General features: G+C 62.1%; 14 protein-coding genes. 4 read left to right on the forward strand and 10 right to left on the reverse strand.

What is annotated here, in order from left to right; all coding sequences use genetic code 11:
• Window positions 1-16: 16 nt before the first annotated feature.
• Together asd and DOCECA_RS19750 are read left to right on the forward strand one after the other, a co-directional pair.
• Window positions 17-877: an archaetidylserine decarboxylase gene (asd, locus tag DOCECA_RS19745; protein ID WP_420766178.1), complete on the forward strand. Its 861-nt coding sequence runs from the start codon at window positions 17-19 to the stop codon at window positions 875-877.
• Window positions 878-1007: 130 nt separating this feature from the next.
• A complete protein-coding gene (locus DOCECA_RS19750) occupies window positions 1008-2768 on the forward strand; it encodes a molecular chaperone (protein ID WP_434560978.1) in 1761 nt (586 codons plus the stop codon).
• A 170-nt stretch (window positions 2769-2938) separates the two neighbouring features.
• On the opposite strand, the gene serB is transcribed toward DOCECA_RS19750, so the two are convergent.
• The gene (gene serB, locus DOCECA_RS19755; RefSeq protein ID WP_420766176.1) at window positions 2939-4153 is read right to left on the reverse strand and encodes a phosphoserine phosphatase SerB; all 1215 of its coding nucleotides are present in this window, start codon (window positions 4151-4153) and stop codon (window positions 2939-2941) included.
• A 133-nt stretch (window positions 4154-4286) separates the two neighbouring features.
• On the opposite strand from serB, the gene DOCECA_RS19760 reads away from it, so the two are divergent.
• Window positions 4287-5801, forward strand: coding sequence for an AhpA/YtjB family protein (locus DOCECA_RS19760; RefSeq protein ID WP_434560980.1), 1515 nt, complete (start codon window positions 4287-4289; stop codon window positions 5799-5801).
• A gap of 236 nt (window positions 5802-6037) precedes the next feature.
• Here DOCECA_RS19760 and DOCECA_RS19765 read toward each other — a convergent pair whose 3' ends face one another.
• From DOCECA_RS19765 to DOCECA_RS19800, 8 genes are all read right to left on the reverse strand, one after another.
• The gene (locus DOCECA_RS19765; RefSeq protein ID WP_420766174.1) at window positions 6038-6742 is read right to left on the reverse strand and encodes a PqiC family protein; all 705 of its coding nucleotides are present in this window, start codon (window positions 6740-6742) and stop codon (window positions 6038-6040) included.
• Window positions 6743-6921: 179 nt separating this feature from the next.
• Window positions 6922-9186, reverse strand: a complete 2265-nt coding sequence (parC, locus tag DOCECA_RS19770; protein ID WP_420766173.1) for a DNA topoisomerase IV subunit A — start codon at window positions 9184-9186, stop codon at window positions 6922-6924.
• Window positions 9187-9285: 99 nt separating this feature from the next.
• The gene (locus tag DOCECA_RS19775; protein ID WP_445570960.1) at window positions 9286-10272 is read right to left on the reverse strand and encodes an esterase-like activity of phytase family protein; all 987 of its coding nucleotides are present in this window, start codon (window positions 10270-10272) and stop codon (window positions 9286-9288) included.
• Window positions 10272-12176, reverse strand: a complete 1905-nt coding sequence (parE, locus tag DOCECA_RS19780; RefSeq protein ID WP_434608106.1) for a DNA topoisomerase IV subunit B — start codon at window positions 12174-12176, stop codon at window positions 10272-10274. The genes DOCECA_RS19775 and parE overlap by 1 nt, the downstream gene beginning before the upstream one ends.
• Before the next feature lie 42 nt (window positions 12177-12218).
• Window positions 12219-12827 (reverse strand): YqiA/YcfP family alpha/beta fold hydrolase, encoded by a 609-nt coding sequence (locus tag DOCECA_RS19785; RefSeq protein ID WP_420766170.1) that lies wholly within the window; start codon window positions 12825-12827, stop codon window positions 12219-12221.
• A gap of 1341 nt (window positions 12828-14168) precedes the next feature.
• Entirely contained in the window at window positions 14169-14984 is an 816-nt protein-coding gene (gene cpdA / locus DOCECA_RS19790) for a 3',5'-cyclic-AMP phosphodiesterase (protein ID WP_420766169.1), read from the reverse strand.
• Between the two features lie 99 nt (window positions 14985-15083).
• Window positions 15084-15536 (reverse strand): DUF1249 domain-containing protein, encoded by a 453-nt coding sequence (locus tag DOCECA_RS19795; protein ID WP_003186471.1) that lies wholly within the window; start codon window positions 15534-15536, stop codon window positions 15084-15086.
• Window positions 15527-16144 carry an NUDIX domain-containing protein gene (locus DOCECA_RS19800; protein WP_420766168.1) on the reverse strand — a complete coding sequence of 206 codons (618 nt, stop codon included), beginning with the start codon at window positions 16142-16144 and terminating at the stop codon, window positions 15527-15529. Before DOCECA_RS19800 ends, DOCECA_RS19795 begins: the two co-directional genes overlap by 10 nt.
• 214 nt (window positions 16145-16358) lie before the next feature.
• Here DOCECA_RS19800 and DOCECA_RS19805 point away from each other — a divergent pair, with 214 nt between their 5' ends.
• On the forward strand, window positions 16359-17105 hold the full coding sequence (locus DOCECA_RS19805) for a DUF3298 domain-containing protein (protein ID WP_420766167.1): 747 nt from the start codon (window positions 16359-16361) through the stop codon (window positions 17103-17105).
• Here DOCECA_RS19805 and cytX read toward each other — a convergent pair.
• Complete coding sequence (gene cytX / locus DOCECA_RS19810) at window positions 17074-18366, reverse strand: putative hydroxymethylpyrimidine transporter CytX (protein WP_434560986.1); 1293 nt, start codon at window positions 18364-18366, stop codon at window positions 17074-17076. The genes DOCECA_RS19805 and cytX overlap by 32 nt on opposite strands.
• Window positions 18367-18433: the final 67 nt, after the last annotated feature.

Below are 18433 nucleotides of genomic sequence, written 5' to 3' on the forward strand. Positions count from 1 at the left end.
GATTTAAGGACAGTTAATGAAAAACCGCTTGTTCATCCTCTCCCAATACCTGCTGCCGCACCACCTGCTGTCGCGGCTGGCCGGCTGCATCGCCGAGTGTCGCGTTCGCTGGTTCAAGAACGCCTTCACGGCCTGGTTCGCCAAGCGTTACCAGGTGGACATGTCCCAGGCGCTGGTGGAAGACCTCACTGCCTATGAACACTTCAACGCGTTTTTCACCCGCGCATTGAAAGACGGTGCGCGTCCCCTGGACGAAACGCCCGGCGCGATCCTCAGCCCCGCCGACGGCGCCGTCAGCCAGCTCGGCCCGATCGAGCATGGCCGGGTGTTCCAGGCCAAGGGCCATAGTTTCAGCGTGCTGGAACTGCTGGGCGGGGATGCGGCCAACGCGGCGCCATTCATGGGCGGCGACTTCGCTACCATCTACCTGTCGCCCAAGGACTACCACCGCGTACACATGCCGCTGGCCGGCACCCTGCGGGAAATGGTCTACATCCCAGGACGGATTTTCTCGGTCAACCAGACCACCGCCGAAAACGTCCCGGAGCTGTTCGCCCGCAACGAACGCGTCGCGTGCATTTTCGACACCGAGCGCGGGCCGATGGCCGTGGTGCTGGTGGGCGCGATGATCGTCGCCTCCATCGAAACCGTCTGGGCCGGCCTGGTGACACCGCCCAAGCGCGAGTTGAAGACTTTCCGCTACGATGAGGCCGCTCGCGCGCCGATCCACCTGGAAAAAGGCGCCGAACTGGGCCGGTTCAAGTTGGGTTCAACCGCTATCGTGCTGTTTGGACCAGACCAGGTGAAATGGGCCGAAGACCTCGTGGCGGGCTCGCCGGTGCAGATGGGCCAGGCCCTGGCACTGCCGAACGCCTGATCCAAAAGCTCACCCAGTGGGAGCAAACTCGCTCCCACTGGGTATCCGACAATCACAGAGCACCTCTTTCGCCTACAGCTGCTAGAGTTGGAAACATCCTTTTCATTTCCCGCCGGAGCCCGTCCACGGCATGAATGAGACCAGCCCTCTCCAGCTACTGCGCGTCTTGACACCGACCCAGTCGCGCCTGTCTTTCTGCGATGCCGCGCCACGCGACCTCAAGCGTTGGATCGCCAACCTGCCCAAGGCCAACATCGGCGAAACCGCTCGCCTGCTGTACCAGGCACTCGGCGAGCTGAACCAACTGCTGACCCCCAGCGATAATCGCCTGCAACTGCTGGAGCTGCTGCGACCAGAGGTTTATTACGTCTGCAAGCACCTTGAGCGGCACTTCCTGCAGCAGGCCATCGTGCTGGATGAGCGATCGCGCAAGATCGTCAACCTGTGCCAGGCCCTGCAAGCCCACCTGGCGATGGGCTACAAACAGATCGTCGGGCGTATCTCGTCGAAATTTTCCAAGGACCGGGCGCGCCTGCTGGCTACCGCAGCGCAACGGGCAGTCCACGCGCTCAATAGCACGTTGCTACGCTCCAGCCAGTTGTACAGCCCTGTGCCCGAGGGGCTCTGGCTCGATCTGCATCAGCTGTACCGGATCGCTTGCCAGCATAAACTGCAGCACCTGGCCGTCAGCGATGAACTGGCCAGTCAGGTTCACCAACTGAACGTCGAGCAAACCTACGTCGTCGCGCTATTGCTGGGCGCCTCGCGCAGCAACCAATTGCGCCAGAGCCAGATTGCCCGATTGGCCGAAGTGCTCGAACCCTGGAGCCAAGGGGTCAAGCTGGACCCGGCCGTGACCGCCTCCAGCCTGTTCGCGGTCGCGCCGCAGCTGGATGTCGGTCCGCGCTACCGCTCGAAATTCCGGGCGGAACAGCAACCCACCCTGCTGGGTTTCGACCCACAGCCGCTGGTGCGTGCCATTACCACCCACTTGGCGCAACCGGTCGAGTCGACGTTGACGGTACCGGCCGGCATGAGCGCCGACACCTTGCATCATCTGCAAGCCGCCTGGGGCGAAGCTGCCGAGCGCAGTTTCCAGCGCACCGAGGGCAACGGCACACTGACCCTGTGCGTGGGCATGAGCGCCTTGCATTATTACCTTGGCGGCGAACGCTCATTCAGTGAAATCCTGAAGAACCCGGCCACTCGCAAGGCCCGCTTCGAGGCGTCGCCCACCCGGAAAAACGATACCTGGGACCAAGCCTTCGACGCAGCGCCCAGCGGTGACAGTGAGCTTTTGCCCTACGAAGAAATCGAATACCCGGTCAATCCGGCCGATGATGACGCCGCAAGCTCCGACAACCAGCACCATTTCCCCACCTACGACTTGCCGATCATCAACCACAGCCCGGGAGGTTACTGCCTTGGCTGGCCGAAGGAGGTGCCGGAACAACTACAGGCTGGGGAAATGGTGGGTATCCGGGACGCCAACGACCAGAGCTGGAGCATCGCCGTGGTGCGCTGGATTCGCCAGGTGCGCAATGGCGCCATGCAGATGGGGATCGAACTGGTCGCGCCCCATGCCCAGCCGTGCGGCCTGCAATTGCTTCGAGAGCAAAACGAGCAAGGGCACTATCTGCGCGGGCTGCTGCTTCCGGAGATCAGCGCCATCGACTTGCCCCCCACCGTAATCGCCCCGCGCCTGCCTTTCCAGGAAGGCCAGCAGGTGTTGATCAACACCAATGGCGAGGAACGGCGCGCCGGGCTCGATCGACGAGTGACCAGCACCCACAGTTTCAACCAGTTCGCTTATCGCCAGGACGAATCAGCGGCGAACGGGGGTGACGGCACGCAAGAGGGGGATTTCGATTCGTTGTGGAAGTCGCTCTAAGGAACAACAACTATTGCGTGGCGAGGGAGCTTGCTCCCGCTGGGCCGCGAAGCGGCCCCGAAACCTGACACCCAGGCGTTTCAGGTGGGCCGTATTGGGCCTGCTGCGCAGGCCAGCGGGAGCAAGCTCCCTCGCCACGGGTATGCGAAATCCAACGATCGGCGAATTGCTCAAACCTGCCCGTCGCGATCCCGGAAGCCCAACAGGTACAACACCCCATCCAACCCCAAGGTCGAAATCGCCTGCCGGGCCGATTGCTTGACCAGCGGCTTGGCCCGGAACGCCACGCCCAGGCCGGCGATGGCCAGCATCGGCAGGTCGTTGGCTCCGTCGCCCACGGCAATGGTCTGCTCCAGGCGAAGGCCTTCTTTTTCGGCCAATTCGCGCAGCAGGTCCGCCTTGCGCTGGGCATCGACGATCGGCTCGACGGCCACGCCGGTGACCTTGCCGTCCACCACTTCCAGTTCATTGGCGAACACGTAGTCGATGCCGAGCTTGGCCTGCAACTGCTTGGCGAAATAGGTGAAGCCGCCGGACAGGATGGCGGTTTTGTAGCCCAGGCGCTTGAGTTCGGCGAACAGGGTTTCGGCGCCCTCCGTCAGCCGCAGTGAGGCGCCGATGGAATCGAGCACGCTGACGTCCAGGCCCTTGAGCAGCGCCAGGCGTTCTTTGAAACTGGCACGAAAATCCAGCTCGCCGGCCATGGCCCGCTCGGTGATCGCCGAGACCTTGTCGCCCACGCCAGCCGCTTTTGCCAATTCGTCGATGACTTCGGCTTCGATCAACGTCGAATCCATGTCGAACACCGCCAGGCGACGGTTGCGGCGGAACAGCGAATCTTCCTGGAACGCGATGTCGACGTTCAGCTCCTGGGCCACGCTGAGGAATTCGGCCCGCAGCGCCTGGGGGTCGGCCGGTTCGCCGCGCACGGAAAACTCGATGCAGCCCTTGCCCTGGTCAGCCGGAGTATCGAGCGGCATACGCCCGGAGAGTCGGTCGATATGGTCGATGTTCAGCCCGTATTGGGCGGTGATCGAACTGACCCGTTGCAACTGCTCGGCGGTCACCTTGCGGGTCAACAGCGTCACGATGTGGCGCTTCTTGCCCTGGCCGGCTACCCAATGCTGGTAATCGGCTTCGGATACCGGGGTGAAACGCACCTGCTGGTCAAGCTTGTAGGCCGTGAACAGGATGTCCTTGAGCACCGACTTGCTTTGTTCGGCGTCCGGAATTTCAACCAGGATGCCGAACGACAGCGTGTCATGGATCACCGCCTGACCGATGTCGAGAATGGTCACACCACCCTGGGCCAGAACGCCGGTAATGGCCGCAGTCAGACCCGGACGGTCGCTGCCAGTGATGTTTATCAGGACGATTTCGCGCAAGGCGCACCCCCGCAGGTGGAAAAAAACCGCATTCTACCCACATTCAGTGACCATCGGGCACCGCCAGTGCTTTGCCGGCCATGGGCCTGTCGCTATACTGCGCGTCAATTTCACGGACAAAGAGCCGAGCTCAGTGAACCGGCCCACGCCAGTCAAAACCGACAACTTCTTCCTGCTGATCTTCCGTGCATTGCGCCATCGCCGCGTGCCGATTGCATTGCGCATCGCCAGCCATAACGTGATCCTGGTCGCCCTGGCCCTGGTCATCTATGCCTGCGTGATGGGCCTGCAATTCAAGCAGGCCATGCATGAGCAGGCGGACGCCCTGGGTGAAAGCCTGACCACCCAGACCGCCACCTCCGCCACCGAGTTGCTGGTGTCCAACGACATCCTCAGCCTCAACGTGCTGCTCAACAACCTGACCAAGAACAAACTGGTCGCCCACGCCGCCATCTACAGCGTGGACAACCGCATCCTCGCGGAGGCCGGCCAGCGCCCTAAACCTGGCCTGCTGGGCGAGACCGGCGGCATGTACCAGAGCAAGATCACTTTCCAGGATGTGACGGCCGGGCAACTGCGCATCAGCCTGGACATGGACCAGTTCCAGCAACCGATGACCATCAGCCTGCAAAGCATGGGCATTCTCAGCGCGATCCTGCTGGCGCTTGCCCTGGCCTTGAGCCTGCGCCTGGGACGGCACATCTCCACGCCGTTGTTGCAATTGCGCGTCTGGCTGCGGGACATCGATGAACACACGCCGGCGACCCAGCGCCAGGATGAGATCGGCGACCTGGCTCGGCAACTACACGCCAGCTTCGCGCCGGAACCTGAGCCGGTGCCGGAGCCTGAAGACATCGACTACGTCGACGAGGACGATGCCGAGCCGGGCTTCGAGGTGCGCAACCTGCGTGACCCGGGCTTTGACGAAAGCGCACCGATGCCCGCCTCCCGCCCTGCGCCGCGCCATGTGGTGCGCACGGTCGAAGACGAGGAAGACGACGACGCCTTTGCCGATTTGCGCGACGACGCGGTGACCGGCGCTCCTCAACCGGCTGCCCGCCCCGCCTCGAACGTGCCCCAGCACAGCGCCGTGCTGGCCGTTCAACTGGGTGCCCAGGATCAGCTGCGCCGCCTGCCCCAGGCGCGCCTGAAGGAGCTGCTCGAACGCTATCGCGACTGCCTTGACCAAGCCGCATCGCTTTATCAAGGCGAACTGCATACCCTCAATGACGGCAGTACGCTGATGCTCTTCCATGCCGAAGACAGCGGCGACGACTACCTGACCAACGCCATTTGCTGCGGTGAACTGCTGCGCGCGCTGGGTCATCAATTGCAAATCGAAGTCGCCGACAGCGGCATCACCCTGCAATTGCAGTTGGGCTTGACCTTGGGCGACGGCCTGTTCGGCCTGAGCCAGATCGACCTGCTGCTCACCGAAACCGCCCAGGACGCATTGGCCCTCTCCCAGCACAGCCGCAACTTGTTGCTGGTGGAGCGCAAGATCAACGATGACGCCCTGATCCGCCAACGCACCCGCATTCGCCCCATCGCCAGCCCGGAAGGCGCTTGCTGTGTGGAACGATTGATGGAGCCATATCCATCGATGCTGGAGCGGCAACTGGCGCGCATGCATGAGCGTCAGGCTTGAGGTCTCGGCCCTGAAATAATAAAACCCGCAGATGAGTAATCGTCTGCGGGTTTTTTGTTGCCTTCGCTGGCCCTATCGCGAGCAAGCTCGCTCCCACAGGGATCTTCATACGACCGTAGGTCCCCTGTGGGAGCGAGCTTGCTCGCGATGAGGCCAGCACAGACACCAGATATTCCAACCGGCAGAAACAACAAAGCCCGCATCAACGCGGGCTTTGTCTGGCAGTCATCAAATCGTCAGAACCGGAACACTTCCATGTCCGTACGAATCGGCAGAGCCATGGGAATCTTGTCCTTTTCCTTTTCCACCGGCTTGGCCGGAGCGGGCGCCGCCTTGCGCGGGACTTCCGCGATAGGGGGTTGGTTGGCCAGAGGCTTGAGCGACACGGACAGTTGCTCGGCCAGGCGCTGCAAAAGCACGCCTTGAGCCTGGACCTGCGCCGCGGTGGTGCCTGCATGCTGCTCCTGCAGGTGCACGATACGGTTTTCGCGAACCGTGCCGCGACGATCGATCAGCCGCCACTGGGCATCCAGTACCGCAGGTTGGGATTTGCCTGAGTCCAGACGGGTAATCGACAACAAGACCTGTACGTCCGGAGTGAACCCCTGGGTAGCGGGGGCCAGTACCACGCGCTGGCTGTCCAGGTGTCCGGCCACCTGACGCAGCAATAATTGATCGATGTCCGAAGACAGGCTGCCGGCCCAACGACCATCGGTGGCGGCTTGCAGGCTGCCGTCCGGTTGACGTTGCAACAAGGTTTCACGCTGCAGGTAGTCAGCGATCAGAACCGGGCCAAGCAGTACGGCCATGCCTGTGCTTTGTGCAGGCTGGGCCGGGGTACCGCTGTCCAGTTGGTACAGCGACACCGGCTGGTTCATGCTGCAGCCCGCCAGGCCAAGCAGGCCGGCGAGCCACAAAATAGGAAGGCGCAGAGCAGTCATTGTCTCGTCCAGGTGGCGGCCACAAGGCTTACCACAGTGAAAAATACTCGGTCATTATTGAAGAACGCTCGGCCACGCCGGCGCTTGAAAGGGCCTATCATCCGTGAATATGCGTCCCGACTCCAGCGCCAAAGCACCGATCCGCGGCTTTTAATCGCGGACCGAGCCCTCTAGCACGCTCAATTGAGGTTTTCGACGAGCAGTGCATCCACCCGCTGAAAACCTCTCGGAAGCTTGTTGCCCCGCCGACCACGTTCACCTTTGTAATGCTCAAGATCGTCCGCTTTCAATGAAAGCGTACGCTTTCCAGCCTGCAGCACAAGCGTGGCACCCTCCGGTATCACTGCAATATCCGTGACATATTCCTCGCGACTCGCCACCCGTTCGCCGGAAATACCGATAATCTTGTTGCCCTTGCCTTTACCGAGCTGTGGCAGATCGCTGATCTTGAACACCAGCAACCGGCCCTCTGTCGTCACCGACGCCAGCCAATTGCTCTCGCGGTCGATGACTGGGCGAGGTGCGATGACTTTGGCGTTGTTCGGCAGGCTCAACAGCGCCTTGCCCGCCTTGTTCTTGGCTTGCAGATCCTCACCCTTGACGACGAACCCGTACCCGGCGTCCGACGCGATAACGTACAGCCCGTCATCATCAGGCATCAGCACACATTCAAAAGTTGCACCCGGTGGTGGCGTCAGACGACCGGTCAGCGGTTCGCCCTGTCCACGGGCCGATGGCAAGGTGTGGGCCGGGACCGAATAACTACGCCCGGTGGAGTCGATGAACACCGCAAACTGGTTCGAACGCCCCGGCGCCAAGGCCTTGAAGCCATCCCCGGCCTTGTAGGAAAGCCCGGCGGCGTCAATATCATGCCCCTTGGCCGAGCGCACCCAGCCTTTTTCAGAGAGCACGACGGTAACCTTCTCGTTCGGCAGCAGGTCGTGCTCGCTCAACGCCTTGGCTTCGGCGCGCTCGACGATCGGCGAGCGACGGTCGTCGCCGTAGGTTTCGGCGTCCTTCAGCAGCTCGGTGCGCACCAGCTTCTTGAGCTTGGCTTCGCTGCCCAGCAAGGCTTGCAGCTTGGCTTGTTCCTTGAGCAGTTCGTCCTGCTCGGCACGCAGCTTCATTTCTTCCAGGCGCGCCAACTGGCGCAGGCGAGTGTCGAGGATGTAGTCGGCCTGGATTTCGCTCAGCGCAAAACGCTCGATCAGCTTGGCCTTGGGGTGCTCCTCGGTCCGGATGATGTGGATCACTTCGTCCAGGTTGAGGTAGGCAATCAGCAAACCGTCCAACAGGTGGAGGCGGCGCTCGACCTTGTCCAGGCGGAATTGCAGGCGCCGGCGCACGGTCTTGACCCGGAATTCGAGCCACTCCACCAGCAACGCCCGCAGGTTCTTGAGCTGCGGCTTGCCGTCCAGGCCGATGATGTTGATGTTGACCCGGTAGCTGGACTCCAGGTCCGTGCTGGCGAACAGGTGCTGCATCAGTGCTTCGTGGTCGACCCGGCTGTTGACCGGGATGATCACGATGCGGCATGGGTTCTCGTGGTCGGATTCGTCACGCAGGTCGGCCACCTGGGGCGCTTTCGACGGTTTTGCCTGCATCATCGCGGCAATCTGCTCCAACACCTTGGCCCCGGAGACCTGATGGGGCAGCGCCGTGACGATGATGTCGCCGTCTTCGATGTGATAAACGGCCCGCATGCGCACCGAACCACGACCGGTTTCATAGATTTTCAGCAGATCGGCGCGGGGCGTGATGATTTCCGCTTCGGTCGGATAATCCGGCCCCTGGATATGCTCGCAGAGCTGCTCCACCGTGGCCTTCGGCTCGTCCAGCAAACGCACGCACGCAGTGGCCACTTCCCGCAGGTTATGCGGGGGCACGTCGGTGGCCATGCCGACGGCGATACCGGTGGTGCCGTTGAGGAGGATATTCGGTAAACGCGCCGGTAACACCAGGGGTTCGTCGAGGGTGCCGTCGAAGTTAGGGCCCCAGTCCGCGGTGCCCTGGCCCAGTTCGCTGAGCAGCACCTCGGAATAGCGCGACAACCGCGCCTCGGTGTAGCGCATGGCCGCGAAGGACTTGGGATCATCCGGCGCACCCCAGTTGCCCTGCCCGTCCACCAGCGTGTAGCGATAGCTGAACGGCTGGGCCATCAGCACCATCGCTTCGTAGCAGGCCGAGTCGCCGTGAGGGTGGAACTTACCGAGCACGTCACCGACGGTACGGGCCGATTTCTTGTGCTTGGAGTCAGCATCCAGCCCCAATTCGCTCATGGCGTAGACGATCCGCCGTTGAACCGGTTTCAGGCCATCGCCGATGTGCGGCAAGGCGCGGTCCATGATCACGTACATGGAGTAATTGAGGTAGGCGTTTTCGGTGAAGTCAGCCAGCGACCGGCGTTCTACGCCGTCCAAGCTGTCTGCAAGAATATCGCTCATGCGGGCCTCATCAGTTCGTTGTCTGGCGCAACGGCGCATTGCCGTCGCGCAGGATAAATTCAAATGCTTGGAGGGCGCTGGTGCCCGGCGATTGCCGGGTCATGGCGAGGCGCCCCAGCCGCTGTCCGGCGCGGCGAAGCGCCAGATCACCGGCCGCCGCTCGCCATCGGCACGGGCTCCATCGTTGTTGTCCAGGCCAATCCACGCGCCGGTGGCGTCCACCACCAGCGCTTCGGCCAGTCCGTAGGGCTGGGAAAAACGACGAGCGTCCTGCAAGGCCTCGGCTGCGAACGACCAGCAGCGCTCGACCTCGGCCGTCCGCGCATCCCGCCTGCAAATCTGGAAGGCGTTGCGCTCCAGGGTAAACAGCTTGCCGTTGAACAATGACAGATCGGCAAAATCCCGTGAAACCGCCTTGGCCTTGGGGAATTGAGGCGGCTGCATCTGCTGCCCCGCTTCGCTAAGCAACACACAATTGCCGTCGCAGTCCCAGACCGTTTGCTGGCGCTTGATCAACAGCAGGCCGCGCCGTTCACGCTCGGCCGCCAGCCAGATGTGATCCCCGGCCGGGTTGACCGCAAGGCCTTCGAACAGCGAATTGAAATGCAACAACATGCCACTGCCCCGGGCTTGACGAATCATCGTCGGGGGGATTTTCAACCACGATGCAGCGCCCGTCGGCGGGATTTGCAGGACGGCGGCATGGGACTCACTGACCACATAGCGATTGCCTGCGCTGTCGCAACTGATGCCTTCGAAATCCAATTCGCCACCGCGCAGGAACGACGCCGCCCATGTGCGGGACCTCAAGCCCCACGGCAAACCGCTGTCCGGCACCATCGGCACTTCGATCTCAACCACTTCGGCCGCCCAGACTGGCGCATCGACCGGCTGGAGGCGATAGATCCGGTCATCGTCGCGATCGGACACAGTCCACATTTCGTTGCCACACAAGGCCAGCCCAGACAAATTGCCGCCGCGCATGCCTTCGACGACATGCTCGGACAACAACGTGAGCTCCGGCGCCGGCTCGGCCACTACCCCCCCCGCCCACAGCAACAGCGCCAGGGCGAAACCCTTGCGCATCAGGCCAGGACCTCAGCCAGGTCACCCTTGGATTCGAGCCAGGTCTTGCGGTCGCCTGCACGTTTTTTCGCCAGCAGCATGTCCATGATTTCCGACGTTGCCGCGAAGTCGTCCAGGGTCAACTGCACCAGGCGACGGGTGTTCGGGTCCATGGTGGTTTCACGCAGCTGCGGCGGGTTCATCTCGCCCAGGCCTTTGAATCGGGTGACCTGCGGCTTGCCGCGTTTCTTCTCGGCGACCAGGCGGTCGAGAATGCCGTCGCGCTCCGCTTCGTCCAGGGCGTAGTAGATTTCCTTGCCCAAGTCGATGCGGTACAGCGGCGGCATCGCCACATAGACGTGGCCGGCATCCACCAGCGGGCGGAAATGCTGGACGAACAAGGCGCAGAGCAACGTGGCGATGTGCAGGCCGTCAGAGTCGGCGTCGGCAAGGATGCAGATCTTGCCGTAGCGCAGCTGGCTCATGTCCTCGGCGCCGGGGTCGACGCCAATGGCCACCGCGATGTTATGCACTTCCTGGCTGGCCAGCACTTCGCTGCCGTCCACTTCCCAGGTGTTGAGGATCTTGCCCCGCAGCGGCAGGATCGCCTGGAACTCCTTGTCCCGCGCCTGCTTGGCCGAACCACCGGCGGAGTCACCTTCCACCAGGAACAACTCGGAGCGCATCGGATCCTGCCCGGCGCAATCGGCGAGCTTGCCCGGCAACGCCGGTCCTTGGGTGATGCGCTTGCGCTCGACTTTCTTGCTGGCCTTGAGACGACGGCCGGCGTTGTTGATCGCCAGCTCCGCCAGGGCCAGGCCGGTTTCCGGGTTGGCGTTGAGCCAGAGGCTGAACGCGTCCTTGACCACGCCGGAAACAAAGGCCGCCGCCTCACGGGACGACAGGCGTTCCTTGGTCTGGCCGGAGAATTGCGGCTCCTGCATCTTCATCGACAGGACGAAGGCGATGCGCTCCCAGACGTCTTCTGGCGCCAGCTTCACGCCACGGGGCAGCAGGTTACGGAACTCGCAGAACTCGCGCATCGCGTCGAGCAAGCCTTGGCGCAAGCCGTTGACGTGCGTGCCGCCCTGGGCCGTCGGAATCAGGTTGACGTAACTTTCCTGAACGCTTTCGCCACCTTCGGGCAGCCACAACAACGCCCAATCCACGGCTTCCTTGTTACCGGCCAGGCTGCCGCAGAACGGCTCGGTGGGCAGGCATTCGAAACCGTTGACCGCGTCCACCAGGTAGGAACGCAGGCCGTCCTCGTAATGCCATTCGACCTTCTCGCCGGTGGCCTTGTCTTCGAAACTGACCAACAGCCCCGGGCACAAGACAGCCTTGGCCTTGAGCACGTGCTTGAGGCGGGTGACGGAGAACTTCGGCGAATCGAAATACTTCGGGTCCGGGGCGAAATACACGCTGGTCCCGGTGTTGCGCTTACCGACACTGCCGACCACTTCCAGCTCGGTGGCCTTATAGCCATCGGCGAAGGTCATCTGGTATTCGTTGCCATCACGCTTGACCCGCACCCGCACCTGGGTCGACAAGGCGTTGACCACGGAAATACCCACCCCGTGCAGGCCGCCGGAGAACTGGTAGTTCTTGTTGGAAAACTTGCCGCCGGCGTGGAGCTTGGTGAGGATCAGCTCGACGCCCGACACGCCCTCTTCAGGGTGAATGTCCACCGGCATGCCGCGGCCGTCATCGCTGACTTCCAGCGAGTGATCGGCGTGCAGGATGACCTGCACCGACTTCGCATGCCCAGCCAAGGCTTCGTCGACGCTGTTGTCGATGACTTCCTGGGCGAGGTGGTTCGGCCGACTGGTGTCGGTGTACATGCCGGGGCGCTTGCGCACCGGGTCGAGGCCCGAGAGGACTTCGATGGCGTCTGCGTTATAAGAGCTAGCGCTGGGAGTGGCCATGGGGTCTCGTCGTCAGTGTTCAATGAAAAAGGGGGCGATGGCTCACAGCGACGTGAAGTCGATCGCCTGATACAAATCGGCGCCAATGCCGGCAAAACTCAACAACGCCGGCAACTGTCGGGCAAACCCCTGAAAACTGTGGTCACCGCCGGCCTGGATGCGCAAGGCACAGGCCCGGTAATATTGCTGGGCGTGGCGATAATCCAGCGTTTCGTCACCGGTTTGCAACCATACCTGAAAGCGCTGCGGATCCCGGGGCGCCGGCACTTCCAGCTCGGCCAGGGCCGTGACGTGGTCGTGGGTCAACTCCCAGGTTTCGTCGGTGTACAAATTCTTCTGCGTTCCCAGGTACCCGTCGAACATCCGATGCGGGCTCACGGCAGGATTGACCAACAGGGCCTTGAGCCCGTGGCGCTCGGCCAAGTGAGTCGCATAGTAGCCGCCGAGCGAGCTGCCGACCAGCAGCGGCCGGCCCAGTTCTGCAATCGCCTGCTCCATCTGCTCCATCGCTTGGCGAGGGTGGTGATGCAAGGCAGGCACCCGCAATTGGTCGCTGAGGCCAAGGCGAGCCATCACGTCGACCAATTGACAGGCTTTGGTCGACGCCGGGGCGCTGTTGAAGCCATGGATATAAAGGATCGAACCCGACATTGCCGACTCCCTGGGTGCTGGGCAAAGGCCGGAGTTTACAGGGAGTTTGTGGGGGTTTGGGGTGATTTCGATAACACTTCGCCTTAGTGGCGAGGGAGCTTGCTCCCGCTGGGCTACGCAGTAGCCCCAAACTGGTAATGCCCCATCTGGCTGACAGAACGCTGTGCCTGGTCTGGGGCCTGCTCCGCAGGCCAGCGGGAGCAAGCTCCCTCGCCACGGGGGCTTTGTCAGCCTTGAATCCTCATAGTCTCGGCTCGACGAAGGTTTTTGGTCGTTTATAAGATCAGTGTCCACCGCCGATTGCAGTGGGAGCCGAGCTTGCTCGCGATGGCGGTGGGTCAGCTTGCATCCATGTTGTATGTGCCGCCGTCTTCGCGAGCAGGCTCGCTCCCACAGGGGGAACGCGGTCCCACCGAGAGCCAGGTCGGCCCTAAGGCCGCCTCGGCTTGGCTTTTGATCTAGGGGCCCCATTAACCACGATGGCCGAACGCAGGCATTGTGGAGTGGGCATCCCGGCATGGATGCCGGGATAGCCGCGCTGGACCATGGATGGTCCTTCGCGGCGGGCCCACGGAGCAATGCCGGAGTGAGGGCATGCCGAGCCTTGGCGAGGCACCGAGTGGTGGGGCCAAGCCTTTTTTGCTTACTTTTTTTGGCGTTTGAAAAAAAGTGAGCCGCCGTAAGGGCGGAACCATAAGCCGCTATTACCGCAGAAATGGATATGTACCCGGTCAACAAGGCCGACTGTCAGGCCGCCATCGCGAGCAAGCTCGCTCCCACACAGGTTTCGGGTCGTTTATAAGATCAGCGTCCACCGCCGATTGCTGTGGGAGCCGAGCTTGCTCGCGATGGCGGTGGGTCAGCTTGCATCCATGTTGTATGTGCCGCCGTCTTCGCGAGCAGGCTCGCTCCCACAGGGGAAACGCGGTCCCACCGAGAGCCAGGTCGGCCCTAAGGCCGCCTCGGCTTGGCTTTTGATCTAGGGGCCCCGCTAACCATGATGGCCGAACGCAGGCATTGTGGAGTGGGCATCCCGGCATGGATGCCGGGATAGCCGCGCTGGACCATGGATGGTCCTTCGCGGCGGGCCCACGGAGCAATGCCGGAGTGAGGGCATGCCGAGCCTTGGCGAGGCACCGAGTGGTGGGGCCAAGCCTTTTTTGCTTACTTTTTTTGGCGTTTGAAAAAAAGTGAGCCGCCGTAAGGGCGGAACCCTAAGTCGCCGTTACCGCAGAAAACGGATATGTACTCCGTCAAGCCGCCATCGCGAGCAGGCTCGCTCCCACAATTGGATCGGAGTACAGCAGTGAGAAATGGGCAGGCTGTCAGGCCGCCTCGTCCTCAATATCCGTTGGAGCCATAGTCCGGAGTGAAAGCAAACCCAACCACCCGCTCTACCCCCGTCTCCAACCGCCCATCCGGCAATAGCCGCAACCACCGATACCCCGGCGCCTGCGAGCCCACCGCAAAATCCTCGCTGCCCGGTTCGAATTGAATACAGGTCGAAGGCGAAGCCAACAAACGAACCCCCTCGCGCACCTCGTCAATCTCCTGATGCACATGCCCCCACAGCACCGCTCGCACCTGGGGAAAGCGATCCAGTACCGCAAACAAAGCCTCGGGATTACGCAACCCGATCGGTTCCATCCACGCGCACCCAATCGACACCGGATGGTGGTGCAGACACACCAGATGATGCCGCTCCGGCGCTTCGCTCAAGGCATTGGCCAACAGAATCAATTGCTCCTCGGCCAAGAAACCCGGCACCGAACCTGGCACGGCGGAATCGAGCATCGTTACCCGCCAGTTTCCGATGTCCACCACCGGATCGAGCAACGTACTCTTGACCGCCGCCTCAAGCATCACCTGCGGCTCATCATGGTTGCCGGGAATCCACCGCGTCGGCGCATCGATACGCGCTGTCAGTTGTCGAAACGACTCGTAGGATTGCAACGTGCCGTCCTGGGACAGATCGCCGGTGGCGAGCATCAGGTCGATGGCCGGCTGTTGCTTGAGCACCAAATCGATGACCGACCGCAAGCTGTCACGGGTGTTCATGCCCAGCAACGATGCATCGGCATCGGCGAACAAATGGCTGTCAGACAGTTGGACCAACAGCACCGCATCGGCCGTGGTCAAGCTGGATACGCTCGGCAAATCGCTCTCTCCCAGGCGCAATCACGCCGTTGCATGAAGCGGCAATTATGCTGGGGGATGATCGAAAGGGGAAACCCGCGAACCGGAACCGGTTCACAACTACCGTACGACTTCGAACTCGTGGCCCAGCGCCAGGCAATGACTCAGCCATTCCCCCAGGAACAGGTTCAACTGGGCTTTTTCATCTGGCTGGTGCATCGACGCATTGGGATAAGGATAGATGCCGCGAAAGCGTCGTGCATGTTCGGCGCTGACGACTTCGGCCATGCGCGCATCGTGATAGACCTGCACTTCCAACTGCGGCACCGGCAGCCAGGGCAAGCTGTGTTCCTGGCGCACCTGCAAAGTGGTGGTGTAAGGACAGGTTTGCAGCACTTCCAAGGCCAATACACCCAGCATCTGGTCGCCGTGGGTTACGGCGATGCGGCGCGGTGCCGGATCGTTGCGCATGTCCGGCAACAAGCGCATCAGGCGGGCGTAGTTGGCCTCGCAGGCGGCCTGCAACCCCACCAGATCGACGCGATAACGATCGCGCAACTTGTTCAGGACCATAGCCCCCTCACTTCATCACGGTTCAAGGCCAGCCATTGCAAGGCAATGATGCTGGCCGCGTTGCAAATTCGCCCGTCGCGCACCGCTTGAAGGGCATCTTCAAAAGCCCAGGCCTTCACGCGGATATCTTCAGCCTCTTCCAGCAGGCCATGCAGGCCGCCCGCCCCCGAGCTGTCGCAACGCCCCAAAAAAAGATGCACGTACTCGTCACTGCCGCCCGGCGATGGAAAATATTGAGTCATCGGCCAGAGCGCGGCGAAGACAAGCCCAGCTTCCTCCTGCGCCTCACGATGAGCAACTTCTTCCGGCTGCTCGTCCTTGTCGATCAGGCCGGCCACCAGTTCCACCAGCCAGGGATTGGCAGTCTTGCCCATGGCACCGACGCGGAACTGTTCGATAAGCACCACCTCATCGCGCTGTGGGTCGTAGGGCAGCACGCACACCGCGTCATGGCGAACGAACAGCTCGCGGCTGATTTCGCGGCTCATGCCACCGGCGAACAATTCGTGGCGCAGGTGCACGCGATCAAGTTTGTAGAAACCCTTGAAGCAATTTTCGCGCTTGACGATCTCCACGGCGCTCGGTGTGGCGTTGGCGAAATCAGTCATGACAATCCTCGTGTGCGGTGGTCCAGTACGAGGTTCCAACCTCGGCTTCGCGCCATCCTAACGCGCCCGTACCGTTTGATGCAGCCCCTTTCCGGTCATCGGGATAGACGGCTGCCTTTAAAATTACTCTAATGAGCTTAGTGGCGAACTGATTGCCCTGCCGACAGTCGAAGCGGGTAACTTTTTGCCTTTCCCTGTTCCACGAAGGACGCCCATGTCGCTTTTTAGAATCGCTTCCCTGGCCGCCATCGCCCTGACCCTGGGTGCTTGCCAAAGCCTCTTCCAACCCAATTACCGAGCGCCCCTGGAGACGACTCGCGATGCGTCGGAGCAATTGCAGCCCGGTTGCGCCAGTGCCGACTGCCCGCTGGTGAACATCGACACCCTGCGCTTTCCCGCCGAGCCGGCCCTGGACGGCATCATCGAAAAACGCCTGTTGCAAATGACCCGCACCAGCCCGGACGCCCCTGCGGCTCCGACGCTGGCCGCCTATCGCGAGCAGTTCCTGCGCAGCGCCGCACCGCGCAACAGCAGCTATTTGCAGGCCAAGGTACGCGAGCAGCATGACGGCTTGGTGATTATCGAATTGTCCAGCTATCTGGACACTGGCGGCGCCCATGGCACGCCGGGTCGCGGTTTCATCAACTATTCGCGCCAGCAGCACAAAGTGCTGACGCTGTCGGACATGCTGCTGCCGGGCCAGGAGGAAGCCTTTTGGAAAGCCGCGCAAGTGGCTCACAACAGCTGGCTGATCAGTACCAAGCTGGATCAGGAACCCGAGTTCCTGAAACAGTGGTCCTTTCAGAAAACCCCACACATCGCGCTGACCTACGGCGGGGTGATCCTCAAGTACGAAGTGAGCACCATCGCGCCGTACGCCCTGGGCCACATCGAATTGAAGATCGCCTACCCACGCCTCAACGGCATCCTCAAGCCCGAGCTGTTTCCCGGCCGTAGCTGAAGGCCCGGCCCAGCAACAGTTGCAGCAACCCTGCCAGGATCAACGATGGCAGGGTTGCACCGATGTCCGGGTAGAAGTTGGCCAGCAGGTGATAAGTGCTCACCCCACCCAACCAGGCCAACAGGGCCGGCCAGCGCAACGCGGCTGACACCACTTGGCTGCTGCGCTTGCGCAGGATGAAGTGGTCCACCAGCACCACGCCGAACAGCGGCGCGAACACCGAGCCGATCAGCAACAGGAAGTTCTGATACTGCGCCAACGGCGCGAAGCAGGCGATCAAGGTGCAGATGACGCCAATCGCCAAGGCCAGGTGCTCGACTTTCAACCCTGACAGCATGCCGCTGGACACCGCCGCTGAGTGGATGTCGGCGAAGGCGTTTTCCGACTCGTCCAACAGAATCAGCAGCAGTGGGATGCCCAGTCCGGCGCCGGCCAGGGCCAGCAGCAATGCGTTGACTTCGCCGCTCGGCGCGAATGCCAGAGTGTAGGCGACGCCCAGGCTCATCAGCCAGAAGTTACCGATGAAGAAGCCCACGGCCGTACCGCCGAAGACATTCTTGGCGCGCTTGCCGAAACGCGAGTAATCGGCGATCAGCGGCAACCACGACAACGGCATCGCGATGGCGATATCGAACCCCACCGCCAGCGGCATCGAGCCGTCGCCCGCCTGGGCCCAGAGTGCCGCCAGGTCAGCCTTGGCGAACAGGTTCCAAGTCAGCCAGATGCACGCGGCCAACAGCAGCCAGATGCCCCATTTACGCAGCACCTTACGCACAAAGGTCAGCGGCCCGCTGACGGCAAGCAGGGTCGCCAGGGCGCCGAAGAACAGCGTCCACAGCAGTGGGTTGGAGCCCAGGCTGCCTTCGCTGAAGGCCCGGGCACCGAGCAGGCTGGCGGCGTCGCGCATGACGATGATTTCGAACGACCCCCAACCGATCAGCTGCAGCAGGTTCAATACCGCCGGCACGCTCGCGCCCTTGCCGCCAAGGCTGAGCTTGAGCGCGGCCATGGCCGACAGGCCAGTGTCGCTGCCGATCACCCCGACCGCCGCCAGCAGCAGGACGCCCACCAGCGTGCCGAGGAAAATCGCCAGCAACGAACCGCTCAGGCCCAGGCCCGGCGCGAGCAGGGCGCCGACCTGCAAGACCATCAGGCCGATGCCGAGAGAGAACCACAAAGAAAACAGATCGCGAGCGCCGAAGACGCGTTTGTCCAAAGGCACGGCGGCGTCTGGGGAGTAGGTGCTGGGTTGGATGTTCAAGGGTTGTTATCTCAGAGGGATATTTTGTTGTTCTGGTGATGGCTTTCGCGAGCAGGCTCGCTCCCAC

It is taken from the genome of Pseudomonas sp. E102 (genome assembly GCF_052660185.1).

What these genes read in the sequence shown, in the direction of transcription:
- asd (WP_420766178.1), top strand. Translation starts at nt 17, where the DNA reads ATGAAAAACCGCTTGTTCATCCTCTCCCAATACCTGCTGCCGCACCAC.
- DOCECA_RS19750 (WP_434560978.1), top strand. Translation starts at nt 1,008, where the DNA reads ATGAATGAGACCAGCCCTCTCCAGCTACTGCGCGTCTTGACACCGACC.
- DOCECA_RS19765 (WP_420766174.1), bottom strand. Translation starts at nt 6,742, where the DNA reads ATGACTGCTCTGCGCCTTCCTATTTTGTGGCTCGCCGGCCTGCTTGGC.
- parC (WP_420766173.1), bottom strand. Translation starts at nt 9,186, where the DNA reads ATGAGCGATATTCTTGCAGACAGCTTGGACGGCGTAGAACGCCGGTCG.
- DOCECA_RS19775 (WP_445570960.1), bottom strand. Translation starts at nt 10,272, where the DNA reads ATGCGCAAGGGTTTCGCCCTGGCGCTGTTGCTGTGGGCGGGGGGGGTA.
- parE (WP_434608106.1), bottom strand. Translation starts at nt 12,176, where the DNA reads ATGGCCACTCCCAGCGCTAGCTCTTATAACGCAGACGCCATCGAAGTC.
- DOCECA_RS19785 (WP_420766170.1), bottom strand. Translation starts at nt 12,827, where the DNA reads ATGTCGGGTTCGATCCTTTATATCCATGGCTTCAACAGCGCCCCGGCG.
- DOCECA_RS19795 (WP_003186471.1), bottom strand. Translation starts at nt 15,536, where the DNA reads ATGGTCCTGAACAAGTTGCGCGATCGTTATCGCGTCGATCTGGTGGGG.
- DOCECA_RS19800 (WP_420766168.1), bottom strand. Translation starts at nt 16,144, where the DNA reads ATGACTGATTTCGCCAACGCCACACCGAGCGCCGTGGAGATCGTCAAG.
- DOCECA_RS19805 (WP_420766167.1), top strand. Translation starts at nt 16,359, where the DNA reads ATGTCGCTTTTTAGAATCGCTTCCCTGGCCGCCATCGCCCTGACCCTG.